The 15,810-nt window shown below is 69.5% G+C and carries 14 protein-coding genes; 10 read left to right on the forward strand and 4 right to left on the reverse strand.

What is annotated here, in order from left to right; translation table 11 throughout:
* Positions 1-3: 3 nt before the first annotated feature.
* The 4 genes from D187_RS03100 to D187_RS03110 all read left to right on the forward strand — a co-directional run bounded on the left by D187_RS03100 (position 4) and on the right by D187_RS03110 (position 4,679).
* Complete coding sequence (locus tag D187_RS03100) at positions 4-1,314, forward strand: HTTM domain-containing protein (RefSeq protein WP_002622902.1); 1,311 nt, start codon at positions 4-6, stop codon at positions 1,312-1,314.
* 66 nt (positions 1,315-1,380) lie between these two features.
* Positions 1,381-2,148 (forward strand): type 1 glutamine amidotransferase domain-containing protein, encoded by a 768-nt coding sequence (locus D187_RS03105; protein WP_002622901.1) that lies wholly within the window; start codon positions 1,381-1,383, stop codon positions 2,146-2,148.
* Positions 2,149-2,245: 97 nt separating this feature from the next.
* The gene (locus tag D187_RS54645) at positions 2,246-2,413 is read left to right on the forward strand and encodes a hypothetical protein (protein ID WP_002622900.1); all 168 of its coding nucleotides are present in this window, start codon (positions 2,246-2,248) and stop codon (positions 2,411-2,413) included.
* A gap of 82 nt (positions 2,414-2,495) precedes the next feature.
* Complete coding sequence (locus tag D187_RS03110) at positions 2,496-4,679, forward strand: spermidine synthase (RefSeq protein WP_002622899.1); 2,184 nt, start codon at positions 2,496-2,498, stop codon at positions 4,677-4,679.
* A 5-nt stretch (positions 4,680-4,684) separates the two neighbouring features.
* Here the strand turns inward: D187_RS03110 and D187_RS03115 are convergent, their stop codons facing one another.
* The 3 genes from D187_RS03115 to D187_RS03125 form a co-directional block, all read right to left on the reverse strand.
* Entirely contained in the window at positions 4,685-5,248 is a 564-nt protein-coding gene (locus D187_RS03115) for an anthranilate synthase component II (RefSeq protein WP_002622898.1), read from the reverse strand.
* Complete coding sequence (locus D187_RS03120) at positions 5,245-6,735, reverse strand: anthranilate synthase component I (protein ID WP_002622897.1); 1,491 nt, start codon at positions 6,733-6,735, stop codon at positions 5,245-5,247. The genes D187_RS03115 and D187_RS03120 overlap by 4 nt, the downstream gene beginning before the upstream one ends.
* Before the next feature lie 117 nt (positions 6,736-6,852).
* Entirely contained in the window at positions 6,853-7,506 is a 654-nt protein-coding gene (locus D187_RS03125; RefSeq protein ID WP_002622896.1) for a type 1 glutamine amidotransferase domain-containing protein, read from the reverse strand.
* Between the two features lie 256 nt (positions 7,507-7,762).
* Between D187_RS03125 and D187_RS03130 the strand changes: the two genes are divergently transcribed.
* Both D187_RS03130 and ybiA read left to right on the forward strand, forming a co-directional pair.
* Complete coding sequence (locus D187_RS03130; RefSeq protein ID WP_002622895.1) at positions 7,763-8,272, forward strand: GreA/GreB family elongation factor; 510 nt, start codon at positions 7,763-7,765, stop codon at positions 8,270-8,272.
* A 53-nt stretch (positions 8,273-8,325) separates the two neighbouring features.
* Positions 8,326-8,844, forward strand: coding sequence for a riboflavin biosynthesis intermediates N-glycosidase (gene ybiA, locus D187_RS03135; protein WP_002622894.1), 519 nt, complete (start codon positions 8,326-8,328; stop codon positions 8,842-8,844).
* Between the two features lie 18 nt (positions 8,845-8,862).
* Here the strand turns inward: ybiA and D187_RS03140 are convergent, their stop codons facing one another.
* Positions 8,863-9,666: an SDR family oxidoreductase gene (locus D187_RS03140; RefSeq protein ID WP_043427859.1), complete on the reverse strand. Its 804-nt coding sequence runs from the start codon at positions 9,664-9,666 to the stop codon at positions 8,863-8,865.
* A gap of 81 nt (positions 9,667-9,747) precedes the next feature.
* Between D187_RS03140 and D187_RS03145 the strand changes: the two genes are divergently transcribed.
* The 4 genes from D187_RS03145 (at position 9,748) to nrfD (ending at position 15,808) form a co-directional block, all read left to right on the forward strand.
* Entirely contained in the window at positions 9,748-10,104 is a 357-nt protein-coding gene (locus D187_RS03145) for an HNH endonuclease (RefSeq protein ID WP_043428236.1), read from the forward strand.
* A 398-nt stretch (positions 10,105-10,502) separates the two neighbouring features.
* Positions 10,503-11,165 carry a cytochrome c3 family protein gene (locus tag D187_RS03150; protein ID WP_043427861.1) on the forward strand — a complete coding sequence of 221 codons (663 nt, stop codon included), beginning with the start codon at positions 10,503-10,505 and terminating at the stop codon, positions 11,163-11,165.
* Positions 11,153-14,359, forward strand: a complete 3,207-nt coding sequence (locus tag D187_RS03155) for a TAT-variant-translocated molybdopterin oxidoreductase (protein WP_043427862.1) — start codon at positions 11,153-11,155, stop codon at positions 14,357-14,359. The genes D187_RS03150 and D187_RS03155 overlap by 13 nt, the downstream gene beginning before the upstream one ends.
* A gap of 3 nt (positions 14,360-14,362) precedes the next feature.
* Entirely contained in the window at positions 14,363-15,808 is a 1,446-nt protein-coding gene (nrfD, locus tag D187_RS03160) for an NrfD/PsrC family molybdoenzyme membrane anchor subunit (RefSeq protein ID WP_002622889.1), read from the forward strand.
* Positions 15,809-15,810: the final 2 nt, after the last annotated feature.

Consider the following 15,810-nt stretch of genomic DNA (forward strand, 5'->3'; position numbering starts at 1 on the left):
GGTGTGCGAGAGCGGCTCGGTGCGGCGCTCTTCGCGCCCGTGGATCGCGCCTCGCTCGTGGCGTGGCGCGTCCTCTTCGGGCTGTTGATGACCCTCGCCGTCGCGCGCTTCTTCGCGTACGGGTGGATTCAGGAGCACTACCTCGCGCCCCGGGTGCTCTTCCCCTTCGCGGGGCTGGAGTGGATCCGCCCCTGGCCGGGCGTGGGCATGTACGTCCACTTCGTGCTGATGGGCCTGGGGGCACTGGGGATTGCCTTCGGCGTCGCGTACCGATTGAGCGCGCTCACGTTCGTGCTCACCTTCACGTACGCGCACCTGATCGACCGGACGTACTACCTCAACCACTACTACTTCATCTCGCTGGTGGGGCTGGTGATGGTGCTGCTGCCCCTGGATCGCCAGGGCCCCGTGCCCGCGTGGTGGCTGTGGCTGCTGCGGGCGCAGGTGGGCCTCGTGTATGTCTTTGGCGGGGTGGCCAAGCTCAAGCCGGACTGGCTCGTGCATGCCCAGCCGTTGAAGATCTGGCTCGCGGCGAGCACGGATCTGCCGGTGCTCGGGCGGTTCTTCGAGCTGCCCTGGGCCCCGCATGCCTTCAGCATCGCCGGCGCGGTGTTCGACCTGGGCGTGGTGCCCGCGCTGCTGTGGCGGCGCACGCGCGGGCCGGCCTTCGCGGCGGTGGTCGTCTTCCATGTCATCACCCGGCTGCTCTTCCCCATCGGCATGTTCCCGTGGGTGATGATCTCCGGTGCGCTGCTCTTCTTCCCTCCGGACTGGCCCCGGCGGCTCGGAGCCTGGCTGCGGCGGCTGCCCGCGTCGCTCCCGCCCCCGGCGGCACGCCCCTCCTTCCGCGCGTCGTGGACGGGCCCCGTGCTGGCCGCGGTGTTCCTCGGCGTGCAGGTGCTGCTGCCGCTGCGCCACCTGCTCTACCCGGGCGAGGTGATGTGGACGGAGGAGGGCTTCCGCTTCTCGTGGAACGTGATGCTGATGGAGAAGGACGGCATGGCGGAGTTCCGCGTCAGCGAGCCCGCCACGGGCCAGTGGTGGGTGGTGTCCCCGAGCAGGTACCTCGCGCCCTACCAGGTGAAGATGATGGCCACGCAGCCGGACATGCTGCTGACGTTCGCGCACTACCTGGCGCGCGACTTCGCCGAGCGGGGCCACCCGGACGTGGAGGTACGGGTCAACGCCTTCGCGAGCCTCAATGGCAGACCCCGGCAGCGGCTCGTGGACCCCACGGTGGACCTGACCCGGGTGGGCCCCTGGGACAGCGTGAGCGCGTGGGTGCTGCCCTTCCAGGACGTGGAGCCGCCCTGAGCGGATGACCCGCCGCGTCACCGAGGGTATTGCCGACGCGGAGGCGGTCATGCGAAGAGGCCCGGCATGACTTCTACGCGCCGCGTCATCATCCCCCTGCCGGACCGAGACTTCGATGTGACCGAGGTGGCCGTGCCCTGGCGCCTGCTGGTGGACGCGGGCCACGAGGTGGTGTTCGCCACCGAGCGGGGACAGACGCCCGCCGCGGATCCGCTGCTGCTCACGGGAGTGCTCTTCGGGAAGCTCGGCGCGGAGCCCGAGCCCAAGCGCTTCTACGAGCAGATGATCCAGAGCCCCGCCTTCCAGAAGCCCATCACCTGGGAAGCCATCGAGCCCGAGTCGTATGACGGGATGGTGCTGCCCGGGGGACATGCGCCCGGCATGCGGCAGTACCTGGGCAGCGAGGCGCTCCAGGCAAAGGTAGCGGCGTTCTGGAAGCTCGGGAGGCCGGTGGGGGCCATCTGTCACGGGGTGCTGGTGCTCGCGCGGGCGAAGGACGCGTCCACCGGCAAGAGCCTGCTGGAGGGCCGGCGCACCACGTGCCTGCCCAAGTACATGGAGCGCGCGGCGTACTTCCTCACCGCGTGGAAGCTGGGGCGCTACTACCGCACGTACCCCGCCTACGTGGAGGAGGAGGTCCGCGAGGCCCTGGCGCCCTCGGGCCAGTTCGAGCGGGGGCCGCGCGAGTACTCCCGGCGCGGCACGGCCACGGACCATGGGCCGGCCTTCGTGGTGGAGGATGGCGACTACGTCTCCGCGCGCTGGCCCGGGGACGCCTACCTCTTCACCGAGCGCTTCCTGGCGAAGCTCGCGGCCCGTACGGCCCGGGGTTGAAGTCCGCGGACGCGGGTAGCAGCCTGACGGTTGGGGAGTTCCCCGAGGGGGCTCTCCGGGCAGGCACGGCGTGTCGCGAGAACGAGGAGGGCAACGGATGAAGAACAAATACGGTTCGAGTTCCCTGGCCGGCTGGCAGCCCGCCAAGCCCAAGAAGCAGGGCAACCCCGTCTCGAAGATGACGCTGGTGGCGGGACGCCGCATCGGCGGGGCGCTCCGGGCGGAGCAGGCCCGTCAGCAGAAGCGGCGCGACACGAAGCGCTGAGCGGGCGGACGAGCGGGCCCCGGATTCGTTGGTTCGCTCGCACCAGGGGTATCATCCTGCGAGGGGCTCTCCCCTCCCGCCTATGCTCCGTTACGCCGCGACCCTCTTCCTCAGCTCGTTCCTGCTGTTTGGCGTGCAACCGCTGGCGGGCAAGTACTCCCTGCCCTGGTTTGGCGGCACTCCAGCGGCGTGGACGACCTGCATGCTGTTCTTCCAGGTCATGCTGCTGGGCGGCTACGCCTATTCTCACGCGAGCGCCCGGTGGCTCTCGTCGCGGCGGCAGGCGCGGGTGCACCTCGTGCTGCTGGGGGTGACGGTGGCGGTGCTGGGCGTGCGGGCCGTGGTGTGGGGCTCGCCAGTGGCTCCCGGGCCCGAGTGGCGCCCCACGGCGGAGGGCATCTCCAGCGCGCGGCTGCTGGCCATGCTCGCCTCCACGCTCGGCCTGCCCTTCTTCACCCTGTCCACGTCCGCGCCCCTGTTGCAGAGCTGGTTCAGCCGCGTGCGTCCGGGGACCTCGCCCTACCGGCTCTATGCCCTGTCCAACACCGGCTCGCTGCTGGCCCTGCTCACCTATCCCGTGCTCGTCGAGCCCTGGCTGGCCCGAGGCGTCCAGGCCTGGGTCTGGGCCGGAGGCTTCCTGGTGTTCTGCGTGGGCGGCGCGGCGTGTGCCTGGAGCGTGCTGCGCCTCGAGGACGTGCCCGCGCGGCCGCGCGAGGAGAGCGCTTCCGAGCCCGCTCCGGGCGTGGCGCGCACCCTGGCGTGGCTGGGGTTGAGCGCGTGCGCCTCGGTGTTGTTGCTGGCCACGACGAACCAGTTGTCGCACGACGTGTCGGCGGGCCCCTTCGTCTGGGTGCTGCCGCTGGCGCTCTACCTGCTGACCTTCATCATCGCCTTCGAGCGCGAGGCGCTCTACTCACGCCCCCTCACCGCGATCGCGCTCCTGGTCGCCGCGGCGGGGGTGGGCTACGTCACCTATCAGGGCTCGCTCGCGTCGCTGTCCTCGCTGCTGTTCTTCCGCGGCCTGGCGCTGCTGGCCGGTGCCCTGCTGTGCCACGGCGAGCTCTACCGGCTGCGGCCCGGTCCGCGCCACCTGGGTGCCTTCTATCTCTGGGTCTCCGTGGGCGGAGTGCTCGGAGCGGTCTTCGTCCACCTGGTGGCGCCCCGCATCTTCCACTTCTATCTGGAGTACCCGCTCACCCTGAGCGTGTGCTGCCTGCTCGCGGCGATGCTGCTGCTGCGCCGCGCTCCCGAGGAGACGCTCTCACGGGCCGCTCCGCGCTACGTCCCGGCCCTGCTGCTGCTGCTCATGTCGTTCGTGGTCACCCGGTCGTTCCTCGACGAGCGTCAGGCGCTCCAGTACTGGCGGGGCTTCTTCGGGGTGGTGCAGGTGTCGGAGGCGAGGAGCCGTGGCGACGTGGACCACGCCTTCATGCTGCACCACGGCGGCATCCTCCATGGCTTCCAGTACACCCGGCCCGAGCGGCGCGGGAGCCCCACGGCGTATTACACCGCCGACAGCGGGCTGGGGCTGGCGCTCGCCGAGCAGCGGCGGTTGCGGGAAGCCGCGGGCAAGCCCAGCGCGCTGCGAGTGGGAGTGCTGGGATTGGGCGTGGGAACGACGGCCGCGCTGGGGCGGGCCGGGGACACGCTGCGCTTCTATGAAATCGACCCCCAGGTCATCGCCCTCGCGCGAGGCCTGGGCGGCTACTTCTCGTACCTGGGTGACTCACCGGCCCGGGTGGAGGTGGTGGAGGGGGACGCGCGCATCATGCTGGAGCAGGAGCTGGCGCGGGGAGAGGCGCAGGGCTTCGACGTGCTCGCGCTGGACGTGTTCAGCTCGGACTCCATCCCGGTCCACCTGCTCACCGAGGAGGCGGTGGCCGTCTACCAGCGGCACCTGGCGCCGGGAGGCGTGCTGGCGATGCACATCAGCAACCTGCACCTGAACCTGTTGCCCATCGCCGTGGCACACGCCTGGGTCACCGGCCTGCACGCCACCCTGGTGAGTACCGAGACGAAGGGGGAGGCGCGCAACAGCAGCTGGATGCTCCTGAGCGCGGACGCCCACTTCTCCCGGGGAGACACCTTCCTGCGCGCGGGCGAGCGGGTGGAACGGCTCGCCTATGGCGGAGCGCCACCCACGCGGTGGACGGACGAGCGGAGCAGTGTGCTGCCCGTGCTCCGGGTGCTCGGCGGGAGCGAGGAAGGCATCTTCGAGGAGCCCGCGGGGCCACCCGCTCCGGTGGCGGCCCCCGCGAGCCCCTGAGCCCGTCAGAAGTGGCCGTCGAGGAAGTTGCGCACGAGCCTGGGCCCCTCGGGCGTGAGCACGCTCTCGGGGTGGAACTGCACGCCCACCACGGGCCGCTCGCGGTGGCGCAGCCCCATGATGAGGCCCTCGGGAGACCACGCCGTGGCCTCCAGTTCCGCGGGCAGGCTCGGCGCATCCACCACCAGCGAGTGGTAGCGCGCCGCCTGGAAGCCCACGGGCATGCCCGTGAAGATGCTCTGGCCCGAGTGGCGCACGACCACCGTCTTGCCGTGCACGGGCTCGGGGGCGCGCACCACCTGGCCGCCGAAGACGGCGCCGATGGACTGGTGTCCCAGACAGACGCCGAGCACGGGCACCTTGGCGCCGCGGATGGCCGCCATGCTCACCCCGGCCTCGGTGGGCGTGCAGGGCCCGGGCGACACCACCAGGTGCGAGGCGCCCGAGGCCGCCACGCCCTCGGCGTCGATTTCGTCGTTGCGAGCCACCTTCACCTCGGCGCCCAGCGTGTAGAGCAGCTGCACGAGGTTGAAGGTGAACGAGTCGTAGTTGTCGATGACGAGGATCACCGCACACCTCCCTCACGGGCCTGCTTCAGGGCCGTGGCGAGCACACGCGCCTTGGCCTCGGTCTCATCCGCTTCCTTCGAGGGCACCGAGTCGGCCACGAGTCCCGCGCCGGCCTGCCACATGGTGCGATCGCCATCGATGTAGAAGGTGCGCAGGGCGATGGCCAGGTCCAGCGCGCCGCAGAAGGACAGGTAGCCCACGGCGCCCGCGTAGGGGCCGCGGCGCATGGGCTCCAGCTCGTCGATGATCTGCATGGCGCGGATCTTCGGCGCGCCGGACACGGTGCCCGCGGGGAACGTCCACGCGAGCGCGTCGAGCGCGTCGTACTTCGCGTCGAGCCGGCCGCGCACCTGCGAGACGATGTGCATGACGTGGCTGTAGCGCTCGATGACCATGAGATCCTCGACGCGCACGGAGCCCGGAGCGGCCACGCGGCCCACGTCATTGCGGCCCAGGTCCACGAGCATCATGTGCTCGGCGCGCTCCTTCTCGTCGGCGAGCAGCTCCTTCTCGAGCGCCTGGTCCTCGGCCTCGGTGGCGCCGCGGCGGCGGGTGCCGGCGATGGGGCGCACCACCACGTCCCCGTCGCGCACCTGCACGAGCAGCTCCGGCGAGGCGCCCACGAGGGCCCGTGCCTCACCCATCTCGATGTGGAAGAGGTAGGGCGAGGGGTTGATGCGGCGCAGGGCGCGATAGAGGGAGAGGGGCGGCGGGGCGCCGCGGGCCTCGAAGCGGCGGGCGAGCACCACCTGCATGCAGTCACCGGCGCGGATGTATTCCTTCACGCGCTCGACGGCGGCCTCGTAGCCGGCGCGATCCCAGCCGACCTTCACGTCCAACTCGCCGCGCATGGGCGGAGAGGGGGCGTAGGCATCCGCGGAGATGGGCCGCAGCAGGCGCTGGGCGATCGCCTCGGCGCGGGCCTCGGCGTCCTGGAGGGCCTGGGCGACGCTGCCATGGCGCGAGGGCCGGGCGATGGCGGTGGCCTGGAGCGTCTGGGAGCGCGAGTCGAGGGTGACGAAGTCATCGCACACGAGCCACTCGGAGTCGGGGAAGGAGACGTCCGAGGGGTGGCGGTCGGGCACATGGCGCTCGAACCAGGACATGCAGTTGTAGCCGAGGTAGCCCACGAGGCCGCCGACGAAGGGAGGCTCACCGGGGAGCTTGGCCACGGCGTGCTCGCGCCACACGGAGCGCAGGACGTCGAGCGGCTTGCCCTCGAGACGCTGCGACTGTTCGCCGCGCCAGAGGGTGCCGCCGCGGGAGTCGAGCCTCAACCGGCCGCTGGGCGCGGTGGCGACGTGGCTGTAGCGGCCGAAGCGCTCGCCACCGTGGCAGGACTCGAGGATGAAACCGCGTGCGCCACCGAGCTTGAGGTAGGCGGAGAGCGGCGTGTCGAGGTCGGCGGGGAGCACGACGGAGACGGGGACCGCCTCGCCCTTCTCCGCGCGCTGGCGGTAGGCCGCCTTGCGCTCCTGAGCGTTCATCACATGCCTCTGGGTTGGGAGCCCCCGCTCATGACGAGGGTCCGCCCAGTTTATCTCCCGTCCCGGAAATCCGCGAAAGGGGGGGGTTGGTCGCCCTCCCCGGGAGGGAGTCCCCCCTCAGCGCGCGAGCGCCTCGCGCACGGGACGCCAGGCGATGAGCCCCAGCACGGCGGCGATGGCCCAGCGGCCCCAGTGCGAGCGCTCCGGCGCCAGGTGGTTGCGGGGTGCGTACTCGGCGAAGAGCGACACCATGCCCTTGATGAAGTGGCGCATGTCTTGAGGTCCACGGCTGGTGAACCACCGCCCGTCGAGGACCCCGGACTCATCGCGCCACTCGGCGCCCGCGTTGCGGATGTCATCCTTGATGCCCGGCCAGGACGACAGCCGGCGCCCGTTGGCGAGGCCCGCCGACACGAGCACCCAGGGCCCATGGCACAGCGTGGCGATGGGCCGGCCGAGCCGATCGATTTCCCGGACGAAGTCCAGCACCTCCTCGCTCTGACGGAGCGAGTCCGGATTCTGGAAGCCGCCGGGGATGAGCAGGGCGTCGAAGTCCCTGGGCCGCACGGTGTCCACCGTCTCGTCCACGGGGACCTTCTTGCCCGGCCACATCAGGTTGATGCCGCGAATCTTCCCCTTGCGGAGGGAGACGATGTCCACCTGGGCGCCGCGCTTGCGCAGGGCCTTCACGGGAATCGTGAGCTCCACCTGCTCGAAGCCATCGGTCGCCAGCACCCCCACGCGGATGCCCTTCAGTACCTTCCGTGCCATGTCGTATCTCCCGGGTGTTTTCCCTCCGGGGAAGATCGGCGCCCTTCCCCACTCCGCCACCCCCCGCTTCCCGGAGCGGGGGGGAAGCGGGGGAGCACGAGCTCCATCCAAAGGAAGGGCCTGCCCGGTTGCCTGTAGCTTCCTGGGAACTCCGGTCCTCGGAGAGAAGACGAATCATTATTGTAGGGAGGAAGACACCCGCGGCCTGGGAGCCGGAGCGGCGAGCCGGACAGGCGGCCAACCACGGAGGGAGCACATGTCGAAGGCTTTCACCAAGGAAGACGCGGGCGGAGAAGACGTCGTCCTGCCACCCCGCCCCCGCCCGGCATCGGGAGAGAAGCGCTACATCACCGCCGAGGGCTACCGGGCGATGCAGGAGGAGCTCGCGGCGCTCTCGGTCCCCCTGGCCCCGGAGGAGAAGGAAGCCCTGGCGCTCGGGGGAGAAGGACAGGCGAGGGAGCGGGCCCGCCGGGCACGGCAGCTCGCCGCCATCCTGGAAGAGGTGCAGGTGACCGAGGTGCCCGACGAGACGCGGGTCTTCTTCGGCGCCTGGGTGACGCTCGAGGACGAGGAAGGCGAGGAGACGACGTATCGCATCGTGGGTCCCGACGAGGCGGACGTGAAGGCGGGGCGGCTCAGCGTCGAGTCCCCCCTGGCGCGGGCCCTGCTCGGCAAGGAGGAGGGAGAGTCCGTCCGGGTGGAGCGCCCCCGTGGCGCCATCGACTACACCGTGACGCAGGTGTCCTACCGGCCCCCCACCTCCTGAGCGCGACGAGCGCCGTCAGGTGTTGTTGCCCGCGGCGTCGCTCTTGGTGTTCAATGAACACCAACCTGGGAGTGCAGCCGATGGATACCGTGCGCGGTGGGTTCACGTTCTTCTGGCGGTCGGAGTCACCGTTCTCGCAGTGGCATGACTCGGAGTTCGTGGTGGACGCAGAACGGTTCATCTGCGCCGAGCAGTACATGATGTACGGCAAGGCGCGGCTCTTCGGAGATGGGGAGACGGCGGCGAGGATCCTCGCGGCGCGCACGCCCAAGGAGCACAAGGCGCTCGGACGAGAGGTGCGTGGCTTCGAGGGCGCGCTGTGGGAGCGGGAGCGCGAGCGCATCGTGTACGAGGGCAACCACGCCAAGTTCACCCAGAACGCCGGGTTGCGCTCGGCGCTGCTGGCCACCCGGGGGACGCTCCTGGTGGAGGCCAGTCCGTTGGATCGCATCTGGGGCGTGGGGCTGTCGGCGGAGGATCCCCGTATCCAGGATCCGGCGAAGTGGCGGGGCCTGAACCTGCTGGGCAAGGTCCTCACGCGCCTCCGGGAGGACCTGCTCGCCGCGGCCTGACGGAGACGCGGCCGGGGCTCAGGGCGGAGCGTTCTTGATCTTCCACGCGGCCAACCGGTCGATCAACCCCGGCGCGAGCGCCTTGAGGGCCAGTATCACCCTCGGCACGGGCATCATCACCCACTCGCGATCCCGGCGCTCCATGGCGCGGAGGATGAAGCGCGCGCACGTGCGGGCGTCCATCACCCGCGCGCCCTTCTCCTCCGCGGCGTCCGCGTGCCCCGTCTTGCCGTCCGGGCCGAGCGCCCGGGCACGGATGGGGGTGGCGACGAAGCCGGGGGAGGCGACGAGCACGTCCACGCCGGTGCCGAGCAATTCGATGCGCAGGGAGTCGAAGAAGCCCTGCATGGCGTGCTTGCTCCCGGCATAGCCGGTGCGGCCGGGCACGCCGCTCTTGCCCGTCAGGGAGGACACGGCGACGATGAGGCCCCTGCGCGCCTTGAGGGAGGCGAGCGCGTGGTGGGTGCAGTAGACGGCGCCCAGGTAGTTCACCCGGAGGAGCCGCTCGAAGACGGACAGGTCCGTCACCTCCTCGAAGCGCCCGCGCATGGTGAGGCCGGCGTTGTTGACCAGGACGTCGATTCCGCCGAAGGCCTCCACGGCGCGAGCCATGAGGCGGCGGCAGGACTCGGGGTCGCTCACGTCGGTGGGCACGGCGAGCGCGTGGCCCCCGGCCTGTTCACACCGCTGCTTCACCCGGGCGAGCGCCACCTCGTCCCGCGCCGCCAGCACCACCCGTGCTCCTTTTTCCGCCAGAAGTACTGCCAGCTCCTCGCCAATGCCCGAGGAGGCCCCCGTGACGACCACTGTTTTGTCCTTCATGGACCGCCACTCTAACCGACCGGCCACCGGGCGCCTCGAGCCCGCTGGCACGTAGCGCTACATCTCTCTATAGAGATGAAGGTGAGCTTCGCCAGGCGCCGCCGCATCCTCGACATCGTGGCCACCGACGCCACCTTCGAGCGGACCGAGCACCGGGGCCAGGAGGTGTGGCTGGGCAAGTGCCTGCACTGCAATGCCTACCTCGTCATCGGCCTGGACGGCGAGCCCATCAGCCGCGCCACCATCGAGCACATCGTCCCCCAGGTCCATGGGGGGACGGATGACCTGGGCAACCTGGGCCTGGCGTGTGCGCGCTGCAATCAGGGAAAAGGCACCCGCCACGATCGTCACTTCCGCCGGGACGCCCGGGTGCGTGACATCGTGGATCGGCTGCTGGCGCGCCGCCGGGAGCGCTGGCGCGACCCGGACGAGGCCTGACCCTCGCACGGTTTCAACCTCCCTACCAACTTCCAGAAGAGATCATCATCGCCCGCGCTTTCTGATCGCGCCACGGCGCCGGAGTCGTGCTATCCCGCGCGCCAGCCCTATTCCCGGTGCGGAACGAGAAAGGTTGACAGTCTGATAATGATGCCCGATGGTCACGCGCCGCGTTGGACTGGGACGAGGAGGAGCGACCCTGTCCACGGCATCTCTTCATTCGGTCGGGGTCGGGTTTCTTCGCGAGTCTCCTGTCTGGGCAGGAGCCGCCGTAGCCATAGCAACGCCGTGAATGCGCATCTTGTCCCAATCTCCCCATACCCGTCTCCGGTCCGGTCGCACTGTGCTCCCGGTTGCGACCTCCGGAGCCATCCACTGATCAGCCCCTCGGTCCTGGTATGAGCGGTCCTCTCTTCCCACGTTGGACGAACACGGTGTCGCGCGCTTCGGTCGCGGCGCTCCTCGCATTCCCCGCGCTCGCGCTCGGCGGACTGATGGCGTACGTACGGTCTCCGTTCGTCACCAATCAGAACCGTCCGATCGAGCAGCCGATTGAGTTCGACCACCGGCACCACGCCGGTGACGAGCAGATCGACTGCCGCTACTGCCACTTCTCCGTGGAGAAGTCGCCGTCGGCCGGAATCCCCTCCACCACGGTCTGCATGTCCTGCCACGCGCAGGTGTGGAACCAGAGTCCGTACCTGGCGCTCGTGCGTCAGGCGTACTTCACGGACCAGCCGATCCCCTGGATCCGCGTCCACAACCTGCCGGACTTCGTCTACTTCAACCACGCCATCCACGTCGCCAAGGGCGTGGGCTGCGTGACCTGCCACGGGCGGGTGGACGAGATGGGCGCCATCGAGCAGGTAGCTCCGCTCACCATGGAGTGGTGCCTCGACTGCCACCGTGACCCCGGGCCCAAGCTGCGTCCGCAGGAGTTCATCACCAGCATGACCTGGAAGCCGCCCGCGGATCACGCCGAGGCGGAGAAGCTCGCGGAAACGCTGATGACAGAGAACGACGTTCACGGTCGCACGAGCTGCTCGACATGCCATCGCTGAAGCCCAAGCTCGACGGAGATTCTATGAAGGACACCCCCGCCTCCTTCGCCCTGCCGGTCGTCTCGGACACGGCCGCCCCGGCGCATGAGCATGACCACGACGCCGTCGGCGAGGCCCTCGAGCACGCCGCCACCCTGAGCGCCCACACCAAGGCCGCCGAGGGTGCCTATGGCAAGACCTATTGGCGCAGCCTCGAGGAGAAGCTCGGCCAGCCCGAGTACCTCGAGTCCGTGCGTCCCGAGTTCCCCGAGGGCGCGGACCTGCCGCCCACGGGCGTCGCCCGCCGCCAGTTCATGCAGCTGCTCGGCGCGTCGCTCGCGATGGCCGGCGCCACCGCCTGCTCCACCCGTCCGGTGGACGAGCGCATGGTGCCCTACACCCGCACGCCGCCCGAGATGGTTCCGGGCAACCCGCTGCACTACGCCTCGGGCATGACGTTCGGGGGCCACACCTCCGGCATCCTCGTCACCGCGCGCGAGGGCCGTCCGGTGAAGATCGAGGGCAACCCGCAGCACCCGGTGAACCTGGGCGCCGCTGGTGTCTTCGAGCAGGCCTTCCTGATGTCCTTGTATGATCCGCAGCGCGCCCGCGTGCTGCGCTACCGCAAGGAGCCGCGCTCGCTGCGCACCTTCGGCGAGGAGATCAGCAACACGCTCACCCGCTCCATCCAGGCCGATGGCGGCGCTCGCGTGCGCTTCCTTACCGAGCCGAACACCTCGCCGGTGCTCGGCCATCTGCGCTCGCGCATCCAGGAGCGCCTGCCCAAGGCCCGCTTCCAGAGCTACACCGCGCTCTCGCAGGATCCAGTCACCGAGGGCACCAACGCGGTGTTCGGCCAGGCGGCCCACCCGCTGTACGACTTCTCCAACGCGGACGTCGTCCTCTCCCTGGACGCGGACTTCCTGGAGAGCCGTCCCTCCAACCTGGCCCATGCCCGCGCCTTCGCGCGCCGGCGCGACCCGGCCGAGGGCAACCTCAACCGTCTCTACGCCTGCGAGCCGCGCTTCACCATCACCGGTGGCATGGCGGACCATCGCCTGCGCGTGAAGTCGCGCGACATCTTCGGCATCGCCGCCGCGCTCGCCATGCGCGTGGGTGGTGACGCGGCGGCGCTGGGTGCCGCCGGCAGCCAGAAGGCGCAGCTCGGCGCCGACCACCAGAAGTGGGTGGACGCCGTCGCCGCCGACCTGAGCGCCCACCAGGGCCGCTCGCTGGTGGTGGCCGGTGAGCGTCAGCCCGCCGCGGTGCACGCCCTGGCCGCCGCCATCAACGCGGCGCTCGGCAACGTGGGCCAGACGGTGCGCTACGTGGCCTCCGCGGTGAACGAGACCACCAGCGACGCCGGCCTGCGTCCGCTCGTGGAGGAGTTGAAGAACGGCGCGGTGGACGTGCTGGTCATCACCGCCTGGAACCCCGTCTACCGCGCGCCGGCGGACCTGGGCCTCCAGGAGCTGCTGGATCCGGCCAAGAACCCCAACCGCGCCAAGCTCACCGTCATCTACACCTCGCTCTTCGAGGACGAGACGAGCGCGTTCAGCGACTGGTTCATCCCGGCCGCGCACGAGCTCGAGGCGTGGGGAGATGGCCGGTCGATCGACGGCACGGTGTCCATCGTGCAGCCGCTCATCCAGCCGCTCTTCAACGGCGTGCCCACCTCGGAGCTGCTCGCGCTGTTCCTCGGTGAGCCGTACCGCGGCAGCTACCAGATCCTCCGGGACTTCTGGAGCCGCAGCAACCTGGCGGGCGCGGACTTCGAGACGGCGTGGGAGACGTGGGTGTCCGTGGGCATCGTGCCCGGCACCGCCACGACGGCCCTGACGGCGGCCCCCAACGCGGGCGCGGCCCGTGCGCTGGTGGACGCCTGGCAGCCGCCCTCCGCGGACGGCCTCGAGGTGAACTTCGTCCCGGACTACAAGGTCTACGACGGCCAGTTCGCCAACATCTCCTGGCTGCAGGAGCTGCCGGATCCCGTCTCGAAGATGACGTGGGACAACGCGGCCTACATCAGCCCCGAGACGGCCAGGAATCAGAACAATCTCCAGCCGGGCGACGTGGCCACGCTGACCTACGGTGGCAAGACGCTGGAAGTGCCGGTGTGGATCCTCCCGGGCATCGCCGACGGCGTGGTGGTGCTGCCCCTGGGCTACGGCCGCACGGGTCTGTTCGAGACGGTGGCCAAGGAAGTGGGCTTCAACGCCAACCGGGTGCGCAGCGTGAACGCGCCCTGGTTCGACGGCGGGGCCAGGCTGGACAAGACGCCCCGGACGCACAAGTTCTCCCTGACCCAGCAGCACTGGAGCATGGAGGGCCGCCCGCTCGCGCTCGACATGACCGTCGAGCAGTTCCGCAAGGAGCTCGAGGACGAGAAGCACGAGAAGAGCTCGGTGTTCGCCCGCGTGCGCGGCGAGCAGGCCAGCTTGATCGGGGAGTTCGAGTACAAGGACTACAAGTGGGCGATGGCCATCGACCTGGCGCGCTGCACGGGCTGCTCGGCGTGCGTGGTGGCCTGCCAGTCGGAGAACAACATCCCCGTCGTGGGCAAGGAGCAGGTGGCGCGCAGCCGCGAGATGCAGTGGCTGCGCATCGACCGGTACTTCACCGGCGATGACCTGCACGACCCGGAGATGGTGATGCAGCCCATCGCGTGCGTGCACTGCGAGAAGGCGCCGTGCGAGTACGTGTGCCCGGTGAACGCCACCGTCCACTCGGACGAGGGCCTCAACGACATGGTGTACAACCGCTGCGTCGGCACGCGTTACTGCTCGAACAACTGCCCCTACAAGGTCCGCCGCTTCAACTACCTGCACTACACCGCGGACAAGACGCCCACGCAGAAGATGCTGATGAACCCGGACGTCACGGTGCGCAACCGCGGCGTCATGGAGAAGTGCACCTACTGCGTGCAGCGCATCGAGCGCGTGCGCATCAAGGCGCGGGTGGAGAAGCGGCCCATCTTCGAGAAGGAGCTGCAGACCGCCTGCCAGCAGACGTGCCCCACCGAGGCCATCGTGTTCGGCACCCTGAACGATCCGAACGCCCAGGTGACCAAGCACCACCAGGACGAGCGCGCGTACAAGCTGCTCAAGGAACTGGGCACCTCGCCGCGCACCGCCCACCTCATCCGCCTGCGCAACCCCAATCCCGCCCTCGCGTCCGCCAAGCCCGCCGCTGCGAAGCCCGAAGGAGGCCACTGAGTCATGGCCGAGACCGCAATCCATCACCCACCTGGCGTCGATCCGCTCGAGCCGCGGATGCTCGTTCCGCCGCACCACGATGACGCCTCGCTCAACGAGACCCTGCTCGACCACGTCTGGGCCAAGCCGGGAAAGGGCTGGTTCCTGCTGTTCGGAATCGCCCTGGTCGGCCTGGGCATGTTCCTGGTCGCCGTGACGGTGACGCTCGCGCGCGGCATCGGCGTGTGGGGCAACAACCAGCCCAACGGCTGGGCGTTCGACATCGTCAACTTCGTGTGGTGGGTGGGTATCGGCCACGCCGGTACCCTCATCTCCGCCATCCTCCTGCTCTTCCAGCAGAAGTGGCGCACGAGCATCAACCGCTTCGCCGAGGCGATGACCATCTTCGCGGTCATCTGCGCGGGCATGTTCCCGATCCTGCACACGGGCCGTCCCTGGTTCGCCTTCTGGCTCTTGCCCTACCCCAGCACGCTGGGCGCCTGGCCCCAGTTCCGCTCCCCGCTGGACTGGGACGTGTTCGCCATCTCCACGTACTTCACCGTGTCGTTGCTGTTCTGGTACATCGGCCTGATTCCGGACCTGGCGGCGCTGCGTGACTCGTCCAAGAGCAAGCTGCAGCGCATCATCTACGGCCTGTTCTCCCTCGGCTGGCGCGGCTCCGGTCGTCACTGGCACAACTACAAGATCGGCTACCTGCTGCTGGCGGGTCTCTCCACCCCGCTCGTGCTCAGCGTGCACACGATCGTGTCCTTCGACTTCGCCACGGGCCTCATCCCCGGCTGGCACGCCACCATCTTCCCGCCCTACTTCGTCGCCGGCGCCGTGTTCAGCGGCTTCGCGATGGTGATCACCCTCATCGTTCCGGCGCGCAAGTACCTCAAGCTCCGGGACGTGATCACCGATCGCCACCTGGAGAACATGAACAAGGTCATCCTCGCGACGGGCCTCATCGTGTCCTACGGGTACATGATGGAGCACTTCATCGCTTGGTACTCCGGCAACGAGTACGAGATCTGGACCTTCTACGTGAACCGCGCGCGGGGTCCCTACGCGGGCGTGTACTGGCTGATGATCGCCTGCAACGTCATCACGCCGAACATCTTCTGGTTCAAGAAGTGCCGCACGAGCATCCCCATCATGTGGGTGGCCTCCATCGTCGTGAACATCGGCATGTGGTGCGAGCGCTTCATCATCATCGTGACGTCGCTGACGCAGGACTTCCTGCCCTCGTCGTGGGACCTGTACAGCCCGACGTGGGTGGACTGGTGCCTCTACATCGGCACGCTGGGCCTGTTCGGCACGCTCTTCCTGCTGTTCCTCAAGTTCGTCCCCGCGGTGGCCATCAGCGAGGTGAAGGAGCTCCAGCTGGAGCTCAAGCACGCCGCCCACCACGCCGCGCATGGCGCCGACACGGGCGCCGCCGGGACCCTCACCCACGGAGCGCACTGAAC

The organism is Cystobacter fuscus DSM 2262 (assembly GCF_000335475.2).
GTDB lineage: Bacteria > Myxococcota > Myxococcia > Myxococcales > Myxococcaceae > Cystobacter > Cystobacter fuscus.

What these genes read in the sequence shown, in the direction of transcription:
- D187_RS03110 (WP_002622899.1), top strand. Translation starts at nt 2,496, where the DNA reads ATGCTCCGTTACGCCGCGACCCTCTTCCTCAGCTCGTTCCTGCTGTTT.
- D187_RS03120 (WP_002622897.1), bottom strand. Translation starts at nt 6,735, where the DNA reads ATGAACGCTCAGGAGCGCAAGGCGGCCTACCGCCAGCGCGCGGAGAAG.
- D187_RS03155 (WP_043427862.1), top strand. Translation starts at nt 11,153, where the DNA reads ATGCCATCGCTGAAGCCCAAGCTCGACGGAGATTCTATGAAGGACACC.
- D187_RS54645 (WP_002622900.1), top strand. Translation starts at nt 2,246, where the DNA reads ATGAAGAACAAATACGGTTCGAGTTCCCTGGCCGGCTGGCAGCCCGCC.
- D187_RS03140 (WP_043427859.1), bottom strand. Translation starts at nt 9,666, where the DNA reads ATGAAGGACAAAACAGTGGTCGTCACGGGGGCCTCCTCGGGCATTGGC.
- D187_RS03150 (WP_043427861.1), top strand. Translation starts at nt 10,503, where the DNA reads ATGAGCGGTCCTCTCTTCCCACGTTGGACGAACACGGTGTCGCGCGCT.
- nrfD (WP_002622889.1), top strand. Translation starts at nt 14,363, where the DNA reads ATGGCCGAGACCGCAATCCATCACCCACCTGGCGTCGATCCGCTCGAG.
- ybiA (WP_002622894.1), top strand. Translation starts at nt 8,326, where the DNA reads ATGAACACCAACCTGGGAGTGCAGCCGATGGATACCGTGCGCGGTGGG.
- D187_RS03105 (WP_002622901.1), top strand. Translation starts at nt 1,381, where the DNA reads ATGACTTCTACGCGCCGCGTCATCATCCCCCTGCCGGACCGAGACTTC.
- D187_RS03130 (WP_002622895.1), top strand. Translation starts at nt 7,763, where the DNA reads ATGTCGAAGGCTTTCACCAAGGAAGACGCGGGCGGAGAAGACGTCGTC.
- D187_RS03125 (WP_002622896.1), bottom strand. Translation starts at nt 7,506, where the DNA reads ATGGCACGGAAGGTACTGAAGGGCATCCGCGTGGGGGTGCTGGCGACC.